Annotated in this window: 16 protein-coding genes; 10 read left to right on the forward strand and 6 right to left on the reverse strand. The window is 61.7% G+C overall.

Annotation, left to right across the window (positions count from 1 at the left end; all coding sequences use genetic code 11):
• Positions 1–60 precede the first annotated feature (60 nt).
• A complete protein-coding gene (putA, locus tag ACR0EZ_RS09205; protein WP_480612451.1) occupies positions 61–3459 on the forward strand; it encodes a bifunctional proline dehydrogenase/L-glutamate gamma-semialdehyde dehydrogenase PutA in 3399 nt (1132 codons plus the stop codon).
• 42 nt (positions 3460–3501) lie between these two features.
• Positions 3502–4245 (forward strand): rhomboid family intramembrane serine protease, encoded by a 744-nt coding sequence (locus ACR0EZ_RS09210; RefSeq protein WP_480612452.1) that lies wholly within the window; start codon positions 3502–3504, stop codon positions 4243–4245.
• A 12-nt stretch (positions 4246–4257) separates the two neighbouring features.
• On the opposite strand, the gene ACR0EZ_RS09215 is transcribed toward ACR0EZ_RS09210, so the two are convergent.
• Positions 4258–5043 carry an inositol monophosphatase family protein gene (locus tag ACR0EZ_RS09215; RefSeq protein WP_480612453.1) on the reverse strand — a complete coding sequence of 262 codons (786 nt, stop codon included), beginning with the start codon at positions 5041–5043 and terminating at the stop codon, positions 4258–4260.
• A gap of 98 nt (positions 5044–5141) precedes the next feature.
• The gene (locus ACR0EZ_RS09220; RefSeq protein ID WP_480612454.1) at positions 5142–6047 is read right to left on the reverse strand and encodes a LysR family transcriptional regulator; all 906 of its coding nucleotides are present in this window, start codon (positions 6045–6047) and stop codon (positions 5142–5144) included.
• Between the two features lie 94 nt (positions 6048–6141).
• On the opposite strand from ACR0EZ_RS09220, the gene metF reads away from it, so the two are divergent.
• Complete coding sequence (metF, locus tag ACR0EZ_RS09225; RefSeq protein WP_480612455.1) at positions 6142–7008, forward strand: methylenetetrahydrofolate reductase [NAD(P)H]; 867 nt, start codon at positions 6142–6144, stop codon at positions 7006–7008.
• A gap of 213 nt (positions 7009–7221) precedes the next feature.
• On the forward strand, positions 7222–7905 hold the full coding sequence (locus ACR0EZ_RS09230) for a J domain-containing protein (RefSeq protein ID WP_480612456.1): 684 nt from the start codon (positions 7222–7224) through the stop codon (positions 7903–7905).
• A 63-nt stretch (positions 7906–7968) separates the two neighbouring features.
• Here ACR0EZ_RS09230 and ACR0EZ_RS09235 read toward each other — a convergent pair whose 3' ends face one another.
• Positions 7969–8487 carry a YHS domain-containing (seleno)protein gene (locus tag ACR0EZ_RS09235; RefSeq protein WP_480612457.1) on the reverse strand — a complete coding sequence of 173 codons (519 nt, stop codon included), beginning with the start codon at positions 8485–8487 and terminating at the stop codon, positions 7969–7971.
• Positions 8488–8718: 231 nt separating this feature from the next.
• On the opposite strand from ACR0EZ_RS09235, the gene yghU reads away from it, so the two are divergent.
• Positions 8719–9597, forward strand: coding sequence for a glutathione-dependent disulfide-bond oxidoreductase (gene yghU, locus ACR0EZ_RS09240; protein ID WP_480612458.1), 879 nt, complete (start codon positions 8719–8721; stop codon positions 9595–9597).
• A gap of 37 nt (positions 9598–9634) precedes the next feature.
• On the opposite strand, the gene ACR0EZ_RS09245 is transcribed toward yghU, so the two are convergent.
• Positions 9635–10423 carry an SseB family protein gene (locus ACR0EZ_RS09245; RefSeq protein WP_480612459.1) on the reverse strand — a complete coding sequence of 263 codons (789 nt, stop codon included), beginning with the start codon at positions 10421–10423 and terminating at the stop codon, positions 9635–9637.
• The gene (locus tag ACR0EZ_RS09250) at positions 10416–11003 is read right to left on the reverse strand and encodes a uracil-DNA glycosylase family protein (RefSeq protein ID WP_480612460.1); all 588 of its coding nucleotides are present in this window, start codon (positions 11001–11003) and stop codon (positions 10416–10418) included. The genes ACR0EZ_RS09245 and ACR0EZ_RS09250 overlap by 8 nt, the downstream gene beginning before the upstream one ends.
• Positions 11004–11230: 227 nt before the next feature.
• Between ACR0EZ_RS09250 and ACR0EZ_RS09255 the strand changes: the two genes are divergently transcribed.
• From ACR0EZ_RS09255 to ACR0EZ_RS09270, 4 genes are read left to right on the forward strand one after another with little or no spacing between them, the layout of a single operon-like run.
• Positions 11231–11890: an ABC transporter ATP-binding protein gene (locus ACR0EZ_RS09255; RefSeq protein WP_480612461.1), complete on the forward strand. Its 660-nt coding sequence runs from the start codon at positions 11231–11233 to the stop codon at positions 11888–11890.
• Positions 11868–13442 (forward strand): KpsE/RkpR family capsule polysaccharide export protein, encoded by a 1575-nt coding sequence (locus ACR0EZ_RS09260; protein ID WP_480612462.1) that lies wholly within the window; start codon positions 11868–11870, stop codon positions 13440–13442. Before ACR0EZ_RS09255 ends, ACR0EZ_RS09260 begins: the two co-directional genes overlap by 23 nt.
• 5 nt (positions 13443–13447) lie before the next feature.
• Positions 13448–14281 (forward strand): 3-deoxy-8-phosphooctulonate synthase, encoded by an 834-nt coding sequence (gene kdsA / locus ACR0EZ_RS09265; protein ID WP_480612463.1) that lies wholly within the window; start codon positions 13448–13450, stop codon positions 14279–14281.
• A gap of 15 nt (positions 14282–14296) precedes the next feature.
• Positions 14297–15793, forward strand: a complete 1497-nt coding sequence (locus ACR0EZ_RS09270; protein WP_480612464.1) for a phosphomannomutase/phosphoglucomutase — start codon at positions 14297–14299, stop codon at positions 15791–15793.
• A gap of 23 nt (positions 15794–15816) precedes the next feature.
• On the opposite strand, the gene ACR0EZ_RS09275 is transcribed toward ACR0EZ_RS09270, so the two are convergent.
• Positions 15817–17778, reverse strand: coding sequence for an AsmA family protein (locus ACR0EZ_RS09275; RefSeq protein ID WP_480612465.1), 1962 nt, complete (start codon positions 17776–17778; stop codon positions 15817–15819).
• A 93-nt stretch (positions 17779–17871) separates the two neighbouring features.
• Between ACR0EZ_RS09275 and rimO the strand changes: the two genes are divergently transcribed.
• Positions 17872–19260, forward strand: a complete 1389-nt coding sequence (rimO, locus tag ACR0EZ_RS09280; protein WP_480612466.1) for a 30S ribosomal protein S12 methylthiotransferase RimO — start codon at positions 17872–17874, stop codon at positions 19258–19260.
• Positions 19261–19316: the final 56 nt, after the last annotated feature.

Below are 19316 nucleotides of genomic sequence, written 5' to 3' on the forward strand. Positions count from 1 at the left end.
TTCTTCAGGCCATTGTCCCGCCAATTAGCGGCTATAGTGCTAAAAAGCCCCGGAGTAGACATGTCCCACAGCCTGCGCACCCAGATCGATTCTCAGACCTATGCGGATCAAGCCGCCATTCTTGGCACCTTGATCAGCCAATCCGCCCTGTCCGATGCGGACCGCAGCGCCATCTGCGAGGCCGCCGCCGGGCTTGTGCGCGACATCCGCTCCAGTACCTCACCGGGGATGATGGAGGTGTTTCTGGCGGAATACGGCCTGTCCACCGACGAAGGCGTGGCCCTGATGTGTCTGGCCGAGGCGCTGTTGCGGGTGCCCGATGCGGAAACCATCGACGCGCTGATCGAAGACAAGATCGCCCCGTCCGATTGGGGCAAGCATCTGGGCCAATCCTCGTCCTCGCTGGTCAACGCCTCGACCTGGGCGCTGATGTTGACGGGCAAGGTACTGGACGAAGGCAAAACCTCACCGGTCAGCGCGCTGCGCGGGGCAATCAAACGGCTGGGCGAGCCGGTGATCCGCACCGCTGTCGGGCGCGCGATGAAAGAAATGGGCCGTCAGTTCGTTCTGGGCGAAACCATCCAGTCCGCCATGGACCGCGCCCGCGGGATGGAGGCGAAGGGCTACACCTATTCCTACGACATGCTGGGCGAGGCCGCCCGGACCGAGGCCGACGCCGCCCGCTACCACCTGTCCTATTCGCGCGCCATTGCCGCCATTGCCGAGGCCTGCACCCACGACGACATCCGCGCCAATCCGGGGATTTCGGTCAAGCTGTCGGCCTTGCATCCGCGCTACGAGCTGGCACAGGAAGACCGGGTGATGGACGAACTGGTCCCCCGCCTGCGCGCGCTGGCGCTGCTGGCCAAGGCGGCGGGCATGGGCCTGAATGTGGACGCGGAAGAGGCAGACCGTCTGTCGCTGTCCCTGCAGGTCATCGAAGAGGTCATGGCCGAACCCGCCTTGGCAGGCTGGCACGGCTTCGGCATCGTTGTGCAGGCCTATGGCCCGCGCGCCGGGCTGGTACTGGATACGCTCTACGACATGGCCCAGCGCCATGATCGCAAGCTGATGGTCCGCCTCGTCAAAGGCGCTTATTGGGATACCGAGATCAAGCGCGCGCAGGTCGAAGGGGTCGATGGCTTCCCGGTCTTCACCCACAAGGCGGCGACGGATGTGTCCTATATCGCCAATGCCCGCAAGCTGCTTGGCATGACCGACCGCATCTATCCGCAATTCGCCACCCATAACGCCCACACGGTCAGCGCCATTCTGCATATGGCCGAGGATCAGCCGTTTGAGTTCCAGCGCCTGCATGGCATGGGCGAGACTTTGCACCAGATCGTGATGGACAAGCAAACCACCCGCTGCCGGATTTACGCCCCGGTCGGCGCGCATCGGGACCTGCTGGCCTATCTGGTCCGCCGTCTGTTGGAGAACGGGGCGAATTCATCCTTCGTCAACCAGATCGTCGACGAAAACGTACCGCCCGAGGAGGTCGCTGCCGATCCTTTTGTTGCGGTTCGGACGCCCCCTGCCCCTCTGACGACCGGGCCGGAACTGTTCCAGCCCGAACGCCCGAACTCCGTCGGGTTTGATCTGAAACATACGCCGACGCTCGACCGGATCGACGGCGCACGGGATCCGTTTCGGGCGCAACACTGGTACGCGCAGCCATTGTTGTCGGACACGGCCCAGCCGGAGGCGGATGAGCCCGTTATCAACCCGGCGCAACCGCAGGACAGGCCGGGCGCGGTCGCACCGGCCAGCGCTGCGGATGTCGAACTGGCTTTGGCGACGGCCAGCCCGTGGCAAGCGCCCGCCGACGAGCGCGCCCGTATCCTGAACGCCGCCGCCGATCTGTACGAGGCGCATTATGGCGAGCTTTTTGCCCTGCTGGCGCGCGAGGCCGGTAAATCCCTGCCGGACGCTGTGGCCGAACTGCGCGAAGCGGTGGATTTCCTGCGCTACTACGCGGCCAATATTCCCGATGCCGAACCCGCCGGGCTGTTCACCTGCATCAGTCCGTGGAACTTTCCGCTGGCGATCTTCACCGGCCAGATTTCAGCGGCCCTTGCCACTGGCAATGCGGTTCTGGCCAAGCCCGCGCCACAGACCCCTCTGATCGCGCACCGGGCGGTTCAGTTGCTGCACGAAGCCGGCGTGCCGCGCGATGCGCTGCAATTGCTGCCGGGCGGACCGGCGGTGGGGGCAGCCCTGACCTCGGACGATCGGGTAAACGGGGTGGCCTTCACCGGCTCTACCGCGACCGCGCTGAAAATCCGGGCGGCGATGGCGGACCATATGCGCCCGGGCACGCCGCTGATCGCCGAAACCGGCGGGCTTAACGCGATGATCGTCGACAGCACCGCCCTGCCCGAACAAGCCGTTCAGTCCATCATCGAAAGCGCGTTCCAATCCGCCGGTCAGCGCTGTTCCGCCCTGCGCTGCCTGTACCTGCAAGAGGATATCGCCGAAGACGTGTTGACCATGCTACAAGGCGCGATGGATGCGCTGCTGGTGGGCAACCCGTGGCTGATCTCGACCGATTGCGGGCCGGTGATCGACAAACAGGCGCGGCAAGGGATTGCGGATCACGTCGCAAATGCCCGGGCCGAAGGGCGCGTGCTCAAAGACCTCGGCACCCCGCCCGAGGGCACCTTCATTGCCCCGACCCTGATCGAAATCCCCGGCATCGCCGCGCTGGAGCGCGAGATATTCGGGCCCGTCCTGCATGTGGCCCGCTTCCAGTCGCAAGAGATCGACCAGGTCATCGCCGATATCAACGCAACCGGCTACGGCCTGACTTTTGGCCTGCACACAAGGATCGACGACCGTGTGCAGCACGTGACCGAGGCGATCCACGCGGGCAATATCTATGTGAACCGCAACCAGATCGGTGCCATCGTCGGCTCGCAACCTTTCGGAGGCGAGGGTCTTTCGGGCACCGGCCCCAAAGCCGGCGGTCCGAGCTACATGGCCCGGTTTTGCGCGCCGGATCGTCAGACCACGGACGAGACATGGGAGGCCACGGCAGACATCCCGGCGCTGCAGGGCCAACCGGCCCCGGCAACCTCGCAGCTATTGCCCGGCCCGACCGGTGAATCGAACCGGCTGACCGAATTCCCGCGCCCGCCGCTTCTGTGCATGGGTCCGGGCGAAACTGCCGCGCGGGCACAGGCCGAGGCGGTTCTGGCACTGGGTGGCACGGCTATTGAAATGACCGGGATGGCGGACCTGCACCGGTTGGAGAACCTGACCGGCATCTCGGGGGTTCTCTGGTGGGGGGATGAAGAAACCGCCCGTCAGATCGAGGCGCATCTGTCCCGCCGGAATGGCCCCATCCTGCCGCTGATCCCGGGCGAACCCGACCGCGCCCGGGTTCTGGGCGAACGCCATGTGTGCGTCGATACCACTGCCGCAGGCGGCAATGCGGCCCTTCTGGGAGGTGCGGCGTAACCGGCCCTTGACGCTGGGCGGGGAAAAGCCCAGCGTCGCGCCATGTTTCCTATTCGCGATCATAACCCCTCGGGGCGGACACCTTATGTCGTTTATGCGCTGATGGCCGCGAACATACTGATCTTTCTCAGCTATGTCGGGATCATGAATGACGGGCCGCTGATCAACCGGCTGTTTTTTGACTATGCGATCATCCCGGCCCGCATCAGTGACGGCGTCGCGTTCGAGACCTTCGTGACCTCGATGTTCCTGCACGGCGGATGGATGCATCTGGCCGGGAACATGCTGTTCCTGTGGATTTTCGGCGACAACCTCGAAGATGAGATGGGCCATCTGCCCTTCCTGCTCTTTTACCTCGTCGCCGGGGTCGGGGCCGGTCTTATCCATGTGGTCACTGCACCGGATTCGGTTGTGCCGACAATCGGCGCGTCCGGGGCCATCGCGGGCGTCATGGGCGGGTATCTTTTGCTCTTCCCGAAGGCGCAGGTGGATATCCTGCTGATCCTGATCGTCTATTTCCGCGTCTTCTCGATCCCCGCATTCGTCATGCTGGGGGTCTGGCTGGCGATGCAGTTCATGGGCAGCCTGGCCAGCAACCCGGACCAGGGTGGCGTGGCCTATTGGGCGCACACCGGAGGGTTCATCGTCGGTCTGATTCTGTGCGTGCCGCTATGGCTGAAACGCGGGGGCACGCAGTTCTGGAACCGAACGCATGGCCATCCGCCGCACCCCGAGGCCAAATACCGGCTGTCCCGGTCCCGTATCCCCCGGGTGCCGCGCAGATAGCCGGCCGGTGGTTTAGCCCCGGATCACCTTGGCGAACGTGTCAAAGATCGGCTCGTTGGCGCAGATGACCTCACCGTCTTCCAGAACGCTGCCTTCGGGGTTCAGCGACTGAACAAAACCGCCCGCTTCTTTGACAATGATGATCCCGGCGGCCACGTCCCAGGCATTCAGGCGGCGTTCCCAGAAGCCTTCATAGCGGCCCGCGGCGACGTAAGCCATGTCCAGCGCCGCGGCGCCCCAGCGCCGGACGCCAGCGCAAGTCGGCATCAGACGCGCCAGATCCTGCAGCGTGGCAGGCAGGTCGGACCGGCCACCAAAGGGCAGGCCAGTGGAAAAGATCGACTCGATCATGCGATGACGGCCCGAGACGCGGATGCGGGTGTCGTTCATCCACGCGCCCTCGCCTTTTTCGGCAAAGAACATCTCGTCCTTGGCGGCGTCGTAAATCACACCGGCGACGATCTTGCCTTTGTGTTCAAGCGCGATCGACACAGCCCAGTGCGGCAGCCCGTGCAGAAAGTTTGTGGTGCCGTCCAGCGGATCGACGATCCAGCGGCGCGTCGGGTCTTCGCCGTCCTGACCACCGCCTTCTTCGCCCAGCCAGCCATAGGTCGGACGGGCACCCAGCAGTTCTTCCTTCAGAATGTTCTCGGCCGCGATATCTGCCTTTGAGACAAAATCGCCCGCGCCTTTCATCGACACCTGCAGGTTCTCGACTTCACGAAAATCCTTGACCAAAGAACGCCCCGCTTTACGCGCGGCCTTGATCATGATGTTGAGGTTTGCACTGCCAACCATTGTCCAAAGGCTCCTGTCCGGTCAAACCGCGCGTATACTGGGGCAATGCGTCCTTGCCAAGAGGAATGATTTGCATAGCCGCCCTTCTGCAAATGCCGTTACTGGGCCTGCAGCTTGCGGGCCTCGTCCCGGGCCAGTTTCACCAGTTCCTGCACAAAGGGTTTTTCCAGATCCTCGGCCCGGACAGCGGCGTAGAGACGGCGTGTGATGCCGTCTTTGGTCAGGGGTCGCGTCACGTAGTCCGAGTTGTATTTGACCTCGCGCACCACCCAGTCGGGCAGCACCGAAACCCCCCGGTTGGATGCCACCAGCAACAGGATCACGGCGGTCAGCTCCACCTGCCTGATCGAGGCTGGCTCGACCCGTGCCGGGATCAGCAACTGGCTGAACACATCCAGCCGGGTGCGTTCGACCGGATAGGTGATCAGGGTCTGACCGCGAAAGTCTTCGGCCTCGATGAACTCCTTTTCAGCCAGCGGGTGGGCGGAGGCCGCAACGAAGACGGCGTTATAGTCGAACAGTTCCACAAACTCGACACCGGGCAGGTCTTCGGGGTCGGAGGAGACCACCAGATCAACCTCTTCCTTCTGCAGGGCGGGCAGCGCGTCAAACGCCAGTCCGGGGCGAATATCGACATCCACATCGCCCCAGGATTTCCGAAAAGATTCAAGCACCGGAAACAGCCATTCGAAACAGGCATGGCATTCGATGGCGATATGCATCCTGCCGGTGCGCCCGTCGCGGAGCGAGGAAAACTCCTGCTGCGCGGCTTCGACCTGCGGCAGAATCTGTTCCGCCAGACGCAGCAGGCGCAGGCCCGCAGCCGACAGCTTCATCGGCTTTGACCGGCGCAGGAACAGTTCGACCCCGGCCTGATCTTCTAACCCTTTGATCTGATGGCTCAGCGCGGATTGGGTGATGTTCAGCTGATCGGCCGCACGCGCCAGCCCCCCGCATTCGTAGATCGCCTTGATTGTCCGCAGGTGGCGAAACTCAATATGCATCTTTCATCAGGCTCATGTTGTTCTTGAGGAATATGAGTTTGTCTCACATTGCATGTCATGGCACAAGGGCTCAGGCACATGCAGTGAGGCTATGATGATCAGACCTGATATCTCTTTCGAGTTCTTCCCGCCCAAGACGCTGGAGGCCTCATTCCGCCTGTGGGACACGGTTCAGACACTCGCCCCGCTGGATCCGCGTTTTGTCTCGGTCACATACGGTGCCGGCGGGACGACACGGGAACTGACCCGCGATGCGGTTGCGACCCTGCACAAATCTTCCGGACTGCCGGTTGCGGCACATCTGACCTGCGTTGATGCCTCGCGTCAGGAAACGCTCGAGATCGCTGACACCTTCGCGAAAGCGGGCGTTCAGGACATCGTCGCCCTGCGCGGCGACCCGCCAAGCGGTCAGGACCGGTTCGTGCCGCACCCCGAGGGGTTTGCAAACTCGATCGAACTGATTTCCGCGCTGGCCGAGACCGGCAAGTTCAACATCCGGGTCGGTGCCTACCCCGAGAAACACCCCGAAGCCCGCGACACGGCGGCGGATGTCGACTGGCTCAAGGCCAAGCTGGATGCGGGCGCGGATGAGGCGCTGACCCAGTTTTTCTTCGAGGCCGAGACCTTCTTCCGCTTCCGCGATGCCTGCGCCAAGGCTGGGATCGACAAGCCGATTGTACCCGGCATCCTGCCCATCGAGAACTGGAAGGGCACCCGCAGCTTCGCCAAGCGCTGCGGCGCGCTTGTCCCGACCTGGCTTGAAGATGCGTTCGCAAAGGCAGTGCGCGACGACCGCGAAGATCTGCTTGCAACCGCGATCTGCACCGAACTGTGTTCGGACCTGATCGAAGGCGGTGTGGACAAGCTGCATTTCTACACGCTGAACCGCCCGGAACTGACCCGCGACGTCTGTTTCGCGCTGGGAATCACACCCAAGGCCGACTTGCAGAACGTCGCCTGAGCCCTCCACTTCCCTGTACTTGCCCGGATCGCCCTGCGGTCCGGGTGTTTTTTGTGTTCCACAAAGATCAAAACGCACGCGCCCGCGACCCTAAGCCCGTCGGTGCGACACACAATCCCGGTCCCGCCGCCCCATTGTTTTCTGTAACTGCTTCAATTTCGGGCGGAATTTGACAAAGCGCTGACATTCGACATTGTGAACATGTGTTGTTTAATGAGTGAGTTGGTTATGGAGCCTGTCGATAAGATCAGGGCGCGACGTGATGCATTGGCGGACCTCGGGTTAGAGCCCAATGCCAGTGCCGATGACATCAGGGATGCCTGGCGGCAGATCGCCTTTCACGCACATCCTGATCATACCAGCGGGAATTGTGCGAATTTCTCACGCGCCAAGGCGGCCTATGATTTTCTGCGCAAGCAAGGCCTGACGGTGAAAGGCGCGGCCGGGTCGGTGGCACGGATGCCGCGGCGGCCCCGTCTGAAGAAACGCATCATCGAATTGCCGCAGGATGACATTGCCACCTGCAAGGCCATGCTGGGCGCGGACCGGGCCTTGGCGCATAGCCCCGAGGCAAACGGGGCTGGTTCGAAAGATCAGGCCGATAACGCTTCGGACCATGTGCCGGACGCGGTGGGGTGCTTTGGCCGCCATCTGACGTATTTCGTGACCACTCCGGTCTGCCGGGGTGCAAACCGCGTGGCGTTGCCGACCTCGGTGCTGTCGGGCACACGCAACATCGAAACCGAAGTTCTGAGTTTCCAGTCCAGGGATTCCGGGTCCGGTGAAGTCGTGGTGCCCGATACAATCTGCGAACGAAAGTTCCCCGGCGCCAAAAGCGTGCGGATCAGGTTCGAGGCCGATCAGGAAACCCGAGACGAATTCTGGCTGAGCGCGTGATCGGCCACGAAAGTGCCCGGCTCTTTCGGGGGGAGAGCCGGGCTAGGGACGGTTACCCGCGTCTTAGTTTGTCACGGGACCTTCCGAGGTAAACTTGGGAATGACATTGGTCGAGGCTGCCCCGCCTTCAATGCCCGGCCAGTTGCCTTCGGCCAGGTTGATGTTGCCGGGAACGTCTTCCTCCCAAAAGCCGACCACGACGTCGGTGATGTTCAGATACAGCTTGTCATCGACGATCCGCCACAGGTTCGGGTTGGCCGGAACCTTGCCGCCCTTGGACACACCATAGGCACAATGGCCATCATACTGCGGCGCGTAGAAAGCGGGGTTTTCCAGGAATTTGTCGCGGTTTTCTTCCGTGGCAAACGCCCAGGTGGCACCGTTGTATTCTGCGGTTATGTCGGCTTTACCGCGCACACCTTGCGGCTGTGTCTGGCCAACTGCAACCTGATCCAGATCGCGATAGGCGACAACATCATAGCCGGACACGGCAAAGCCGGTGCCGTCGACATATTGCGGGCCGGCAAATGCCGGGACTGCCAGAACCAGTGCCGTCGCAAAAGACAGGGCAAAGCGTTTCATGGGGTCATTCCTTTTACTAGTTTCGAGGTGCCGTTCCGGCATGACTGTCATGACAATAGGCGATTCCTTTCTGCTGCGTAGTCCCCCTCGCGCCGCTGTGACCGGGACGGGTATTTTGTGAGCGGTTTATTACAGACCCGGCCCGATTGATGGGTTGGACTCTGGCTTTTTTGGGCATTAGCTCTAACATGGTCGGGCTCGCGGCCCCGGCAGTCGCAAGAAAGGCAACAAATGAGCGATCAATCCACTTACACCCCCCCGGCCGTTTGGACATGGGACAGCGAAAGCGGCGGGCGGTTCGCAAATATCAACCGGCCCATTGCCGGGGCGACCCATGACAAGGACCTTCCTGTAGGGCACCACCCTCTGCAGCTTTATTCACTGGCCACCCCCAATGGCGTCAAAGTGACCGTCATGCTTGAGGAACTGCTGGCGCTGGGTCATGAAGGTGCCGAATACAACGCCTGGCTGATCAACATCGGCGAAGGCGACCAGTTCAGCTCGGGCTTTGTCGGAGCCAACCCGAACTCCAAAATCCCCGCCCTATGGGACCGGTCCGGCGAGAACCCGGTGCGTGTGTTCGAAAGCGCCTCGATCCTGTTCCATCTGGCCGAGAAGTTTGACGCCCTCCTGCCGAAATCCGGCCCCGAGCGCGCCGAGGTCATGAACTGGGTGTTCTGGCAGATGGGCAGCGCACCGTATCTTGGCGGCGGCTTCGGCCATTTCTATGCCTATGCGCCCGAGAAGTGGGAATATCCGATCAACCGCTTTGCGATGGAAGCCAAGCGCCAGCTGGACGTTCTGGATCGCGAACTGGCCGACAAGACCTACATCGCGGGCGAAGACTATACCATTGCCGATATGGCGATCTGGCCCTGGTACGGCCAACTGGTTCTGGGCCGGCTCTACAGCGCGGCTGAATTCCTTGACGTGGGCTCCTACAAGAACGTCATGCGGTGGGCCAAGGCGATCGACGAACGCCCGGCTGTGCAGCGTGGCCGTATGGTCAACCGTGCCTTTGGCGAGCCCCATACACAATTGCACGAACGTCACGACGCCAGTGATTTTGAGACCCGCACGCAGGACAAGCTGGAACCGGCGGCAGAATAATTCGCTAGATCACGCGGCGCGTTGGTTGCCGCGTGGTCTACCTGAGAACGGGCGGTTTGTCCGGGTCAGAGCCGGGGGCCTCGCGCACCGGGTTTAATGGCTCGGGTTGCGGCAGATCGAACCGCAGGCCGGTTTTGGCCAACAGCGCGGCGGCGGCGTCCTCGGGTGCGAAGAAGCCGACATCCATCGCGCCCGCCTCGACGCCCGAAAACGTCAGCGCCTCGGACGCGGCTTTGGCCAGCGCGGGCTCCGCGCCTTCGACGGCCCCGACAAAACCCAGCATATGCCCGGCGGCTCCGCCTTGTAATTTGGTGGCCACCAGATAAGCAGCCTGCGCCAATCCGCCAGCCGTTGCCAGTTTGGCATCCAAAGCCGCCAAAAGCGTATCGGGAAGGCCCGCAGGCGGCAGGAATTCTGCCAATCTCTCCTGAACCTCTTCGGGGCCGTGCTGCAAGGTTTCAGCCAGCCAACCCAGCGCCTCGGACGGGATCAGCATCGAGGATGGGGCAGTTTCAAGGTTCAATCCCAGCCCGATCCCCTGCCCCGCCAGCATTGCCGACAGCACCCGCCCGGACAGCGCGACATAAGGCACGGGGCGTCCGGCGAACTGGGCCAATCGATCCTCGCGATCAAAGGCCAGTACAAAGCGCCCGTCGGCGACGTCAAACAGCTCGGGATGGATGTTGTCGCCCTGCGCCTCTTCCGTCAGCATCAGGAACAGTTCGCTGTCGGCGAGCCGTTCGAAAAACCTCAGCCGCGCGGCATCGTCCTGCGGGGCGGCTTGCATCGCGGCATGGGCTGTGTCCAGCGCCGTGGTCTCAGTCATTCAGCACCTCTTGTACCCGGGCGCGCAGGACCGGCAGCAGGTCGGCCTGAAACCACGGGTTTTTCTTCAGCCATGCCGTATTGCGCCAGGATGGATGAGGCAAGGCAAAGACCCGCGGCGCATGGTCTCGCCAGTTACGCACGGTTTCAGTGACAGAGCTGCGCGCGCGCAGGTGATACTTGTGCGCATGCCCGCCCACCAACACCGTGAGGGGCACCTTCCCCAAATGCTGCATCACCCGATCATGCCAGGTCTTTCGGCAGATGGCGGGCGGCGGCAGATCGGCATTGCGCGCGTCATAGCCCGGAAAGCAAAAGGCCATCGGCACGATGGAGACACGCCCGCGGTCGTAGAAAACAGCCTCATCAATGCCCAGCCAGTCACGCAGACGATCGCCGGACGGGTCGGTAAAGGGCCGACCCGACTCGTGCACCCGCGCGCCGGGGGCCTGACCGGCAATCAGGATCGGCGTGCCCGGTCGAAACCACACGACAGGCCGGGGCTGATGGGCCGTGGCGGTTTCGGCAAACCGGTCGGCGCATAACCGGCAATTGCTGATTTCACGGGCCAAAGAATTCATCTGATCGCAAGATTCTCTGAACTAGGGTCGATGCATGGTACCTGAAACAGATAAGCGCTATGGCGGCGGCGTCCAACTCCTGACCCGGCTTGCGCATAGTCAACATAGGCAGAGCACATTGATCATTTGTTTCAAAATTCGACATAATGTGGCCAATATGGGCCGGTAAGGTTAACGCTTCATCGCCGATCCATAAGAGCGATAAGAAAATGAGCAGCAGGCCGTGAATGCTTGAGTTCGAGAATGTCAGCAAGTCCTTCTGGACCGGGACGCGCCGCAAGGTGATCCTGGACCAGGTCTCGTTCCGGATCGAGCTTGGCAAATCGCTGGGTGTGCTGGCCCCCAACGGCACCGGAAAAACCACGCTGATCAACATGATGGCGGGGCTTGAGAAACCCGACGAAGGGGTCATCCGGCGCGACTGCCGGGTCTCGTTCCCGATGGGGTTTACCGGCGGCGTGTCCAACAAGATGTCAGCGCTGGAAAACGCGCGCTACATCGCCAAAATCTACGGCATGGACCCCGATTATGTCGAGGCGTATTGCAACTGGCTGTGCGGTCTGGGCGAGTATTTCAACCAGCCGCTGGCGACCTATTCGTCGGGCATGCGGGCCCGGTTCACCTTTTCGCTGATGCTGGCGCTGGATTTCGACATGTACCTGATTGACGAGGGCATGCCCTCGACAACCGATGTCGAGTTTAACAAGAAAGCGGGCTCGATCCTGCAGGAAAGGCTGCGGACCACGACGCTGGTGATCGTGTCCCACAGCCCCGCGACGCTTGAAAAATTTGCGCAGCAGGCGGCGGTTCTACTGGACGGGCAGCTTTACATGTTCGAAACCTTGGAAGAGGCAAAACAGTTATATGACTACGAAACCCAAGGTTAAGAAATACAACTGGCGGCGCAAGGCGCAGGCCGACGGCGGCGCCGAAGCGCGGTCCGAGGCGATGGCGCGCATCCGCAACGCGACGCAGGGGCCTTCTGCAGCGAATGAGCCGCAAGTTGGAACCGAGTTGGATGAGATCAAGCGCGAGGGCCTGACAGGCCGCCAGTTGCGTGTCGCCCGGCGGCTGGCGCAGAAACACGGGTTGGCGGCGACCTCGGATTATGATGCGGTGCGTCTGTTGCGCAAACAGGGCATCGATCCGTTTGAACGGACCAATCTGCTTGATCTGGCGGCGCAAAAAAAGCCCGAGGATGCCGCCGCCAAAGACAAGGTGAAGATCCAACTGCCGCAAACGGTGCGGGACGAGTCAAAAAACCTGCCGGGGCCCGAGATGAGCCCGGCAGAGCGCCGCAATCTGGAAATCGGTCAGATTCAAAAAGACATCGCCAAGCGCCGTCGCCGCAAGCTGTTTGCGCTGTTCGCGCGTCTGGCCGCTTTTGTGGTGCTGCCGACCTTTGTCGTCGGTTTCTATTTCTACCGCATCGCAACGCCGATGTACGCCAGCGATTCCGAGTTTCTGATCCTGCAGGCGGATGGCGGCCCCGGCAGCATTGGGGGCCTTCTGGCCGGAACCCAATTCGCAACGACGCAGGATTCCATTTCCGTGCAGTCCTTCCTCGAATCCAAAGAGGCGCTTTTGCTGCTGGATCAGGACGCCGGGTTTTCCGAGGTGTTCAAACAGGACTGGATCGACCCGATCCAACGGCTGGCCCCGGATGCAACGCTGGAGGACGCCTATAAGCTGTTCAAACGCATGATCACCATCGGCTACGACCCGACCGAAGGGGTCATCCGGATGGAGGTCGCCGCCCCCGACGCGCAGACCTCAACCGCGTTTTCCGAGCGCCTGATTTCCTATGCCGAAGACCGCGTGAATGCCCTGTCCGAAAAAAAGCGATCAGACCAGATGCGCGATGCGCTGCAAAGCTTTGAAGACGCGCAGGGCGCGCGCAGGCAGGCGCAGGAGGATTTGATCGAACTGCAACTGCAAGGCGCGGTTCTGGACCCTGAAAACGTGATCGCAGGCCTGCGAGCCCGTATCAATGAAATCGAGATCCTGTTGCAGGACAAAGAACTGGAACTGGCCGCCCTGAACGACAACCTGCGCCCCAACAAGGCCAAGGTCGACGGCGTCAGCGCCGATATCGCGCGGCTTGAAAAGGTGCTGGCGGAACTGAATGCCGAGATGCTGGATGCCTCGGCAGGCGAAAACTCGCTGGCGCGGCTGAGCGTGCGGATACAGATGGCGCAGGCCGATCTGGTGGCCCGCGACATGATGCTGCAAACGGCCATGCAGCAAATGGAGGCCACGCGGACCGAAGCCAACCGGCAGGTGCGCTATCTGACCGTCTCGGTCAACCCGGTGCCCAGTCAGGAACCGACCTATCCGCGCAAGTTCGAAAATACGATTTTGGCTTTCCTGTTGTTTGCTGGTATCTACCTGATGATCTCGCTTACCGCGTCGGTCCTTCGTGAACAGGTATCCTCGTAAGACACATGAAACATGTAAAAATCTCCGACCTTACGGTCGGCAATGACCTTCCGCTGACCCTCATCGCCGGCCCCTGCCAGCTTGAAACCTCGGATCACGCCCAGATGATCGCGGGCACTATGAAAGAGGCCTGCGATGCCGCCGGCGCGCAATATGTGTTCAAGGCGTCGTACGACAAGGCCAACCGCACCTCGCTGTCTGGCAAACGCGGGATGGGGATCGATGCGGGGCTGCAGGTGTTGGACGGTATCCGCAAAACGATGGGTATCCCGGTATTGACCGATGTGCATACCGAAGCCCAGTGCGCCATCGCGGCTGAGGCTGTGGATGTTCTGCAAATCCCCGCATTCCTGTGCCGCCAGACCGACATGCTGCTGGCCGCCGGGAACACCGGCAAGGCGGTGAACGTCAAAAAGGGCCAGTTCCTCGCCCCGTGGGAAATGCCGAATATCGTCACGAAAATCGAAAGCACCGGCAACCAGAACATCCTGCTGACTGAGCGGGGAACGTCTTTTGGCTACAACACGCTGGTGGCCGACATGCGCGGGCTGCCGCAGATGGCGCAGACCGGCTATCCGGTTGTGATGGACGCGACCCATTCTGTGCAGCAGCCCGGCGGCAAAGGCGGCTCCTCGGGCGGGCAGCGTGAATTTGCGCCGGTGATGGCGCGCGCTGCGGTGTCTTTGGGGGTCGGCGCTGTTTTCATCGAAACCCATCAGGACCCGGACACCGCGCCTTCGGACGGGCCGAACATGATCCCGCTGGATCAGATGGGCCAGTTGATTGACACCTTGATGCGCTTTGATGCGCTGGCCAAAGCCAACCCGATTCAAATTTAACGATTGAGACCAGTTATGACCAAACCTTTGCCTGAGGTGACCCCCAACACCTGGAGCTTTCTGCGCGACGCGATGATCAAACCCACCGGGTTCCGCGAATACGATGCCCGCTGGAAATACCCCGATGAGATCAACCTGCCCGGCATGACCGCCCTTGGACTGGGGCTTGGCACCCAGATGCACAAGCGCGGGATAGCCCCGGTGATTGCGGTGGGCAACGACTATCGCGACTATTCGCTGGCGATCAAGAACGCGCTGATACTCGGTCTGATGCAGGCAGGGGTTCAGGTCAAGGATATCGGCCCTGCGCTTAGTCCCATGGCTTATTTCGCGCAATTCCATCTGGATGTGCCTGCGGTGGCGATGGTGACGGCCAGCCACAACCCGAACGGCTGGACCGGGGTGAAAATGGGCTTTGACCGCCCGCTGACCCACGGTCCGGATGAGATGTCGGAACTGCGCGATATCGTCCTGAACGGCCAGGGCATTGCCCGCCCCGGAGGCGCGTATGAATTCGTCGAGGGTGTGAAAGAGGCGTATATCGACGATCTGGCCGGCGAATTCAAAATGTCCCGCCCGCTCAAGGTTGTCTGCGCCACGGGCAACGGCACCGCCTCGGCCTTTGCGCCCGAAATTTTCGAACGGATCGGGGTTGAGGTCGTGCCCAGCCACAACCGGCTCGATTACACCTTCCCGAACTACAACCCCAACCCCGAGGCCATGGAGATGCTGCACGACATGGCAGACACGGTGAAATCCAGCGGTGCCGATCTGGCGCTTGGGTTTGACGGCGACGGCGACCGCTGCGGCGTTGTCGATGATGAGGGGGAGGAGATTTTTGCCGACAAGGTCGGCGTCATCATGGCGCGCGACCTGGCACGGCTGCATCCGGGCGCGACCTTTGTCGCGGATGTAAAATCCACCGGCCTGTTCGCCAGCGACCCCGAGTTGCAGGCGCATGACATCAAGGCCGATTACTGGAAAACCGGCCACAGCCACATGAAACGGCGGGTCAAGGAAATCGGCGCTCTGGCCGGGTTTGAAAAGTCGGGCCACTACTTTCTGGCCGAGCCGATTGGGCGCGGATATGACTGCGGCATGCGCGTTGCGGTCGAGATCTGCAAACTGATGGACCGCAACCCCGACAAAAGCATGTCGGACCTGCGCAAGGCGCTGCCCAAGACATGGTCCACGCCCACCATGTCGCCCTATGCCGCCGATACCGAGAAATACGACATCCTGAACCGGCTCGTCGACAAGCTGGTTGCCAAAAGCGACGCAGGCGAGCCCTTTGCGGGCCGGACCATCAAAGAGGTCGTCACCGTCAACGGCGCGCGGGTCATTCTGGACAATGGCAGTTGGGGTCTGGTGCGCGCCTCGTCAAACACGCCCAATCTGGTGGTCGTCTGCGAAAGCAGCAAGAGTGAAGCCGAAATGCGCGCGATTTTCGCCGACATTGACTCCGTCATCCGCACCGAGCCCGGTGTCGGGGATTACGACCAGACCATCTGATCATCAAAGCTGTTCGGTGCCGCTCAGTCGGCACCAAACAGTTTCAGCAGGCCTTTCTTGGCCTCATCCTCAAGCTTCTTTTTGAGGGCGTCTTCGATCTGGCCGGTATCTGTGACCGTGGTGTCCAACTCGTTCCCGACCTTTTCCAGAACCTTTTGCTTGGCGTCGCCTTCAAGCTCTTTGATCTTGCCCTCGGCGGCGGCCTCGATGACCTTGGTCAGGTCCGGTCGGAGCGACGGGTTGCTCCACGGGCCGACGATGCGCACGGGCACCGAAATGCCCTTGCCGGAATTGGCGCGCAGGGCAACCGGGGTGAACAGGTAATCGATGTTGCGGGCGCCCAGACCCACGGTTCCTTTGCCATCTGCCCGGAAATTGTTCAGCAGCATCAGCAGGTCGTTATTGGTCAGAACGCCTTTGTCGATGGTGAAACTGCCCGTCAGGCTGTTGAACACGGTCGTCCCGCCCGAGCCCCCGCCCTGCCCCATCAAACGGTCCAGATCAAATCCCGCGATCACGCCCTTGCCTACATCCAGACGCCCCTTGCCGCTGAGAGAGTTCATGATCTGCTGCTCGGTCTGTCCGACCCCGAGGAACTCGAAGCTGCCCGATCCGGTACCGGACAGGCGCTCGACGTCCGCAAGCACCGACAGGGCCTGCTGAATACTGATGCCGCTGGCCTGAAAGTTGCCGCCAACGGACAGACCGTTGCGATTGTTGGCCACGACCTGTCCGGTGAGTTTGCCGGAAAACAGGGTGGCAGGCTTCATTTCAAGAACCGCGCGCGACCGGTCGAGGCTCAGCGTCAGGTTGCTGGGGCCAAGCGTCAGATCGGGCACGGCGATTGACTTGGCCGTCAGTCGGATGTTGCCATTTGCCAGGGCAAGCGCGGATGCATCGATAAGGTCGGTCGACCATCCGTTGGGTGCCGAGGATGCGCCACCGGCCCCCCCACCTGAACTTGTGGCGGGTTCGGCAAACCGGGACAAATCGAGGTCCCCTGCGTCCAGACGGGCCGTGATATGCGGCGGGTCCGAGATCACGATATCGGCCTCACCCGCAAAACGGTTGTGATCCAGCTTGGCCACCATATCCCGCAGCGAGACGCGGCCATCCTTGGTGTATGTCATCTGGCCCGAGATGTCGGCAACGCGCCCCAGCCCCAGCGGAACACCAACCCCGGCCTGACCAAAGGCGGCCAGCATCATTTCGGTGTTTCGGGCGACGACCTGCGTCTTGCCGTCCATCTCACCGGCAAGGTTGACGCGCCCGTCAAATCCGATCTCTCCTCCGGGCGCTTTCAGTTTCAGGTCCAACGGCGTGACCACGCCAGACGAAAACGCGGGCAGGTCCGGCAGTTTCAGGTCGACCTGTACAGTACCGCCGGGCACGGCCATGTTGGCCGCCATCACCATCGGCGCGGTCACATCCGGCCAACTGGCCGACAGGTTGACCCCGGCGAAATCCATCTGGGTCACGCCGTTTTCAATATAGATGAGCCGCGCGTCGGTCAGTTCCAACCGGTCTAATGTCACCGGACGGGAGTCGGACGTTGCGGTACTGCCCGCGCTGGCAGATGCGGTGGTGTTCGTGGTGGTGGCAGGAACGCGAAGCTCCCAATTGCCGCGCCCTTGCGACAATTCCAGCCGCAGCAGCGGTTTCTCGGCAAACACGCGTTTGATCCTAAGATCGCCCGACAGCAAGGCGGCGGCATCCACACCAACGGCAAGGCTGTCGGCGCTCAGCATCGGTTCCGGTCCGGCCCATTCGGCATTGCCGAATGTCACGGGGCCGGTCTCCATCCCAAGGACAGGCCAGAAGGAAATTTTGACATCGCCTGAAAGGGTCAGGTCTCGGCCCGTCTCCGCGCGCACCTGCTCGGTCAGGATAGCGGCCAGCTTGTCGCCCGGCATCAGAAGCAGCGCCCCGACGACCAGCCCGAACACGGCCACAAGAATAAACAGGATGCGCAAAAGCCATTTCATTTTCTGCTCTCCGCCTTTTGGCTTGTTTGATTTAATCATTCAAACCGCGCGCCGCATTTGCAAGGGGAAGCTTTCCCCACTATATGCCGCGCCATGACAACGAACCCGCCGAACCTCCGCCCCGACCTGGCGCCCGCCGCCCGGATTTCCGACACGGCCCGCCCCAACCAGCCGACCATCGGCATGGTCTCGCTGGGCTGTCCCAAGGCGTTGGTCGATAGTGAGCGCATTCTGACCCGCCTGCGTGCCGAAGGATACGGTATTTCGCCCGATTATTCGGGGGCGGATGCCGTGATCGTGAACACCTGTGGGTTCCTTGACAGCGCCAAGGCCGAGTCGCTGGACGCGATTGGCGAGGCTTTGGTCGAAAACGGCAAGGTTATCGTGACCGGGTGTTTAGGGGCCGAGCCGGACTATATCCGCGAACATCACCCGCGCATCATGGCCGTCACCGGGCCACATCAATACGAGCAGGTTCTGGATGCGGTTCATGTGGCTGTGCCGCCCGATCCAGACCCGTTTGTCGACCTGCTGCCCGCCAGCGGCGTGAAACTGACCCCGCGCCATTACAGCTATTTGAAAATCTCTGAGGGCTGTAACCACAAGTGCCGGTTCTGCATCATTCCCGACATGCGTGGCAAACTGGCCAGCCGCCCGGCACACGCGGTCCTGCGCGAGGCCGAGAAGCTGGTCGATAATGGCGTGCGCGAATTGCTGGTGATCTCGCAGGATACCTCGGCCTATGGGCTGGATCGCAAATACGATGTGAACCCGTGGAAAGACCGTGTAGTGCGCAGCCACATCACCGATCTGGCGCGCGAATTGGGGCAACTCGACGCCTGGGTGCGGCTGCATTACGTCTATCCCTACCCGCATGTGCGCGAGTTGATCCCGCTAATGGCGGATGCGGGCTGTAACGTGTTACCCTATCTGGATATTCCCTTCCAACACGCGCACCCGGACGTCCTGAAACGCATGGCGCGCCCTGCGGCGGCGGCCAAAACGCTGGATGAAATCCACGCATGGCGTGAAGTTTGCCCAGACATCACCCTGCGCTCGACCTTCATCGTGGGCTACCCCGGCGAGACCGAGGCCGAGTTCCAGACCCTGCTGGATTGGATGGACGAGGCGCAACTGGATCGCGTCGGCTGCTTTCAATACGAAAACGTCGATGGCGCACGGTCGAACGACCTGCCGGGTCACGTGCCCGCCGAGGTCAAACAGGACCGCTGGGATCGGTTCATGGCAAAAGCGCAGGCGATATCCGAGGCCAAACTTCAGGCCAAGGTCGGTAAAGCAATCGACGTCATCGTGGATGAGGTCGATGACGAAGCCGCCACCTGCCGCACCAAGTCCGATGCGCCAGAGATCGACGGCAACCTGTTCATAGACGAGGGTTTCACGCATCTCAAACCCGGAGACATCGTCTCGGTCGAGGTGGACGAGGCTGGGGAATACGACCTGTGGGGCAAGCTGGCCTGAACAAGCGGTCTGAGAAAAGCGTGACCCGAGTTTATTGGTAAGCGCCGTGCCCCGCA

The sequence above is a fragment of the Ruegeria sp. AK4 genome (genome assembly GCF_056541025.1).

Excerpts from the sequence above, each read along its gene's own strand:
- putA (WP_480612451.1), top strand. The coding sequence starts at position 61 with ATGTCCCACAGCCTGCGCACCCAGATCGATTCTCAGACCTATGCGGAT.
- ACR0EZ_RS09210 (WP_480612452.1), top strand. The coding sequence starts at position 3,502 with ATGTTTCCTATTCGCGATCATAACCCCTCGGGGCGGACACCTTATGTC.
- ACR0EZ_RS09215 (WP_480612453.1), bottom strand. The coding sequence starts at position 5,043 with ATGGTTGGCAGTGCAAACCTCAACATCATGATCAAGGCCGCGCGTAAA.
- ACR0EZ_RS09220 (WP_480612454.1), bottom strand. The coding sequence starts at position 6,047 with ATGCATATTGAGTTTCGCCACCTGCGGACAATCAAGGCGATCTACGAA.
- metF (WP_480612455.1), top strand. The coding sequence starts at position 6,142 with ATGATCAGACCTGATATCTCTTTCGAGTTCTTCCCGCCCAAGACGCTG.
- ACR0EZ_RS09230 (WP_480612456.1), top strand. The coding sequence starts at position 7,222 with ATGAGTGAGTTGGTTATGGAGCCTGTCGATAAGATCAGGGCGCGACGT.
- ACR0EZ_RS09235 (WP_480612457.1), bottom strand. The coding sequence starts at position 8,487 with ATGAAACGCTTTGCCCTGTCTTTTGCGACGGCACTGGTTCTGGCAGTC.
- yghU (WP_480612458.1), top strand. The coding sequence starts at position 8,719 with ATGAGCGATCAATCCACTTACACCCCCCCGGCCGTTTGGACATGGGAC.
- ACR0EZ_RS09245 (WP_480612459.1), bottom strand. The coding sequence starts at position 10,423 with ATGACTGAGACCACGGCGCTGGACACAGCCCATGCCGCGATGCAAGCC.
- ACR0EZ_RS09250 (WP_480612460.1), bottom strand. The coding sequence starts at position 11,003 with ATGAATTCTTTGGCCCGTGAAATCAGCAATTGCCGGTTATGCGCCGAC.
- ACR0EZ_RS09255 (WP_480612461.1), top strand. The coding sequence starts at position 11,231 with ATGCTTGAGTTCGAGAATGTCAGCAAGTCCTTCTGGACCGGGACGCGC.
- ACR0EZ_RS09260 (WP_480612462.1), top strand. The coding sequence starts at position 11,868 with ATGACTACGAAACCCAAGGTTAAGAAATACAACTGGCGGCGCAAGGCG.
- kdsA (WP_480612463.1), top strand. The coding sequence starts at position 13,448 with ATGAAACATGTAAAAATCTCCGACCTTACGGTCGGCAATGACCTTCCG.
- ACR0EZ_RS09270 (WP_480612464.1), top strand. The coding sequence starts at position 14,297 with ATGACCAAACCTTTGCCTGAGGTGACCCCCAACACCTGGAGCTTTCTG.
- ACR0EZ_RS09275 (WP_480612465.1), bottom strand. The coding sequence starts at position 17,778 with ATGAAATGGCTTTTGCGCATCCTGTTTATTCTTGTGGCCGTGTTCGGG.
- rimO (WP_480612466.1), top strand. The coding sequence starts at position 17,872 with ATGACAACGAACCCGCCGAACCTCCGCCCCGACCTGGCGCCCGCCGCC.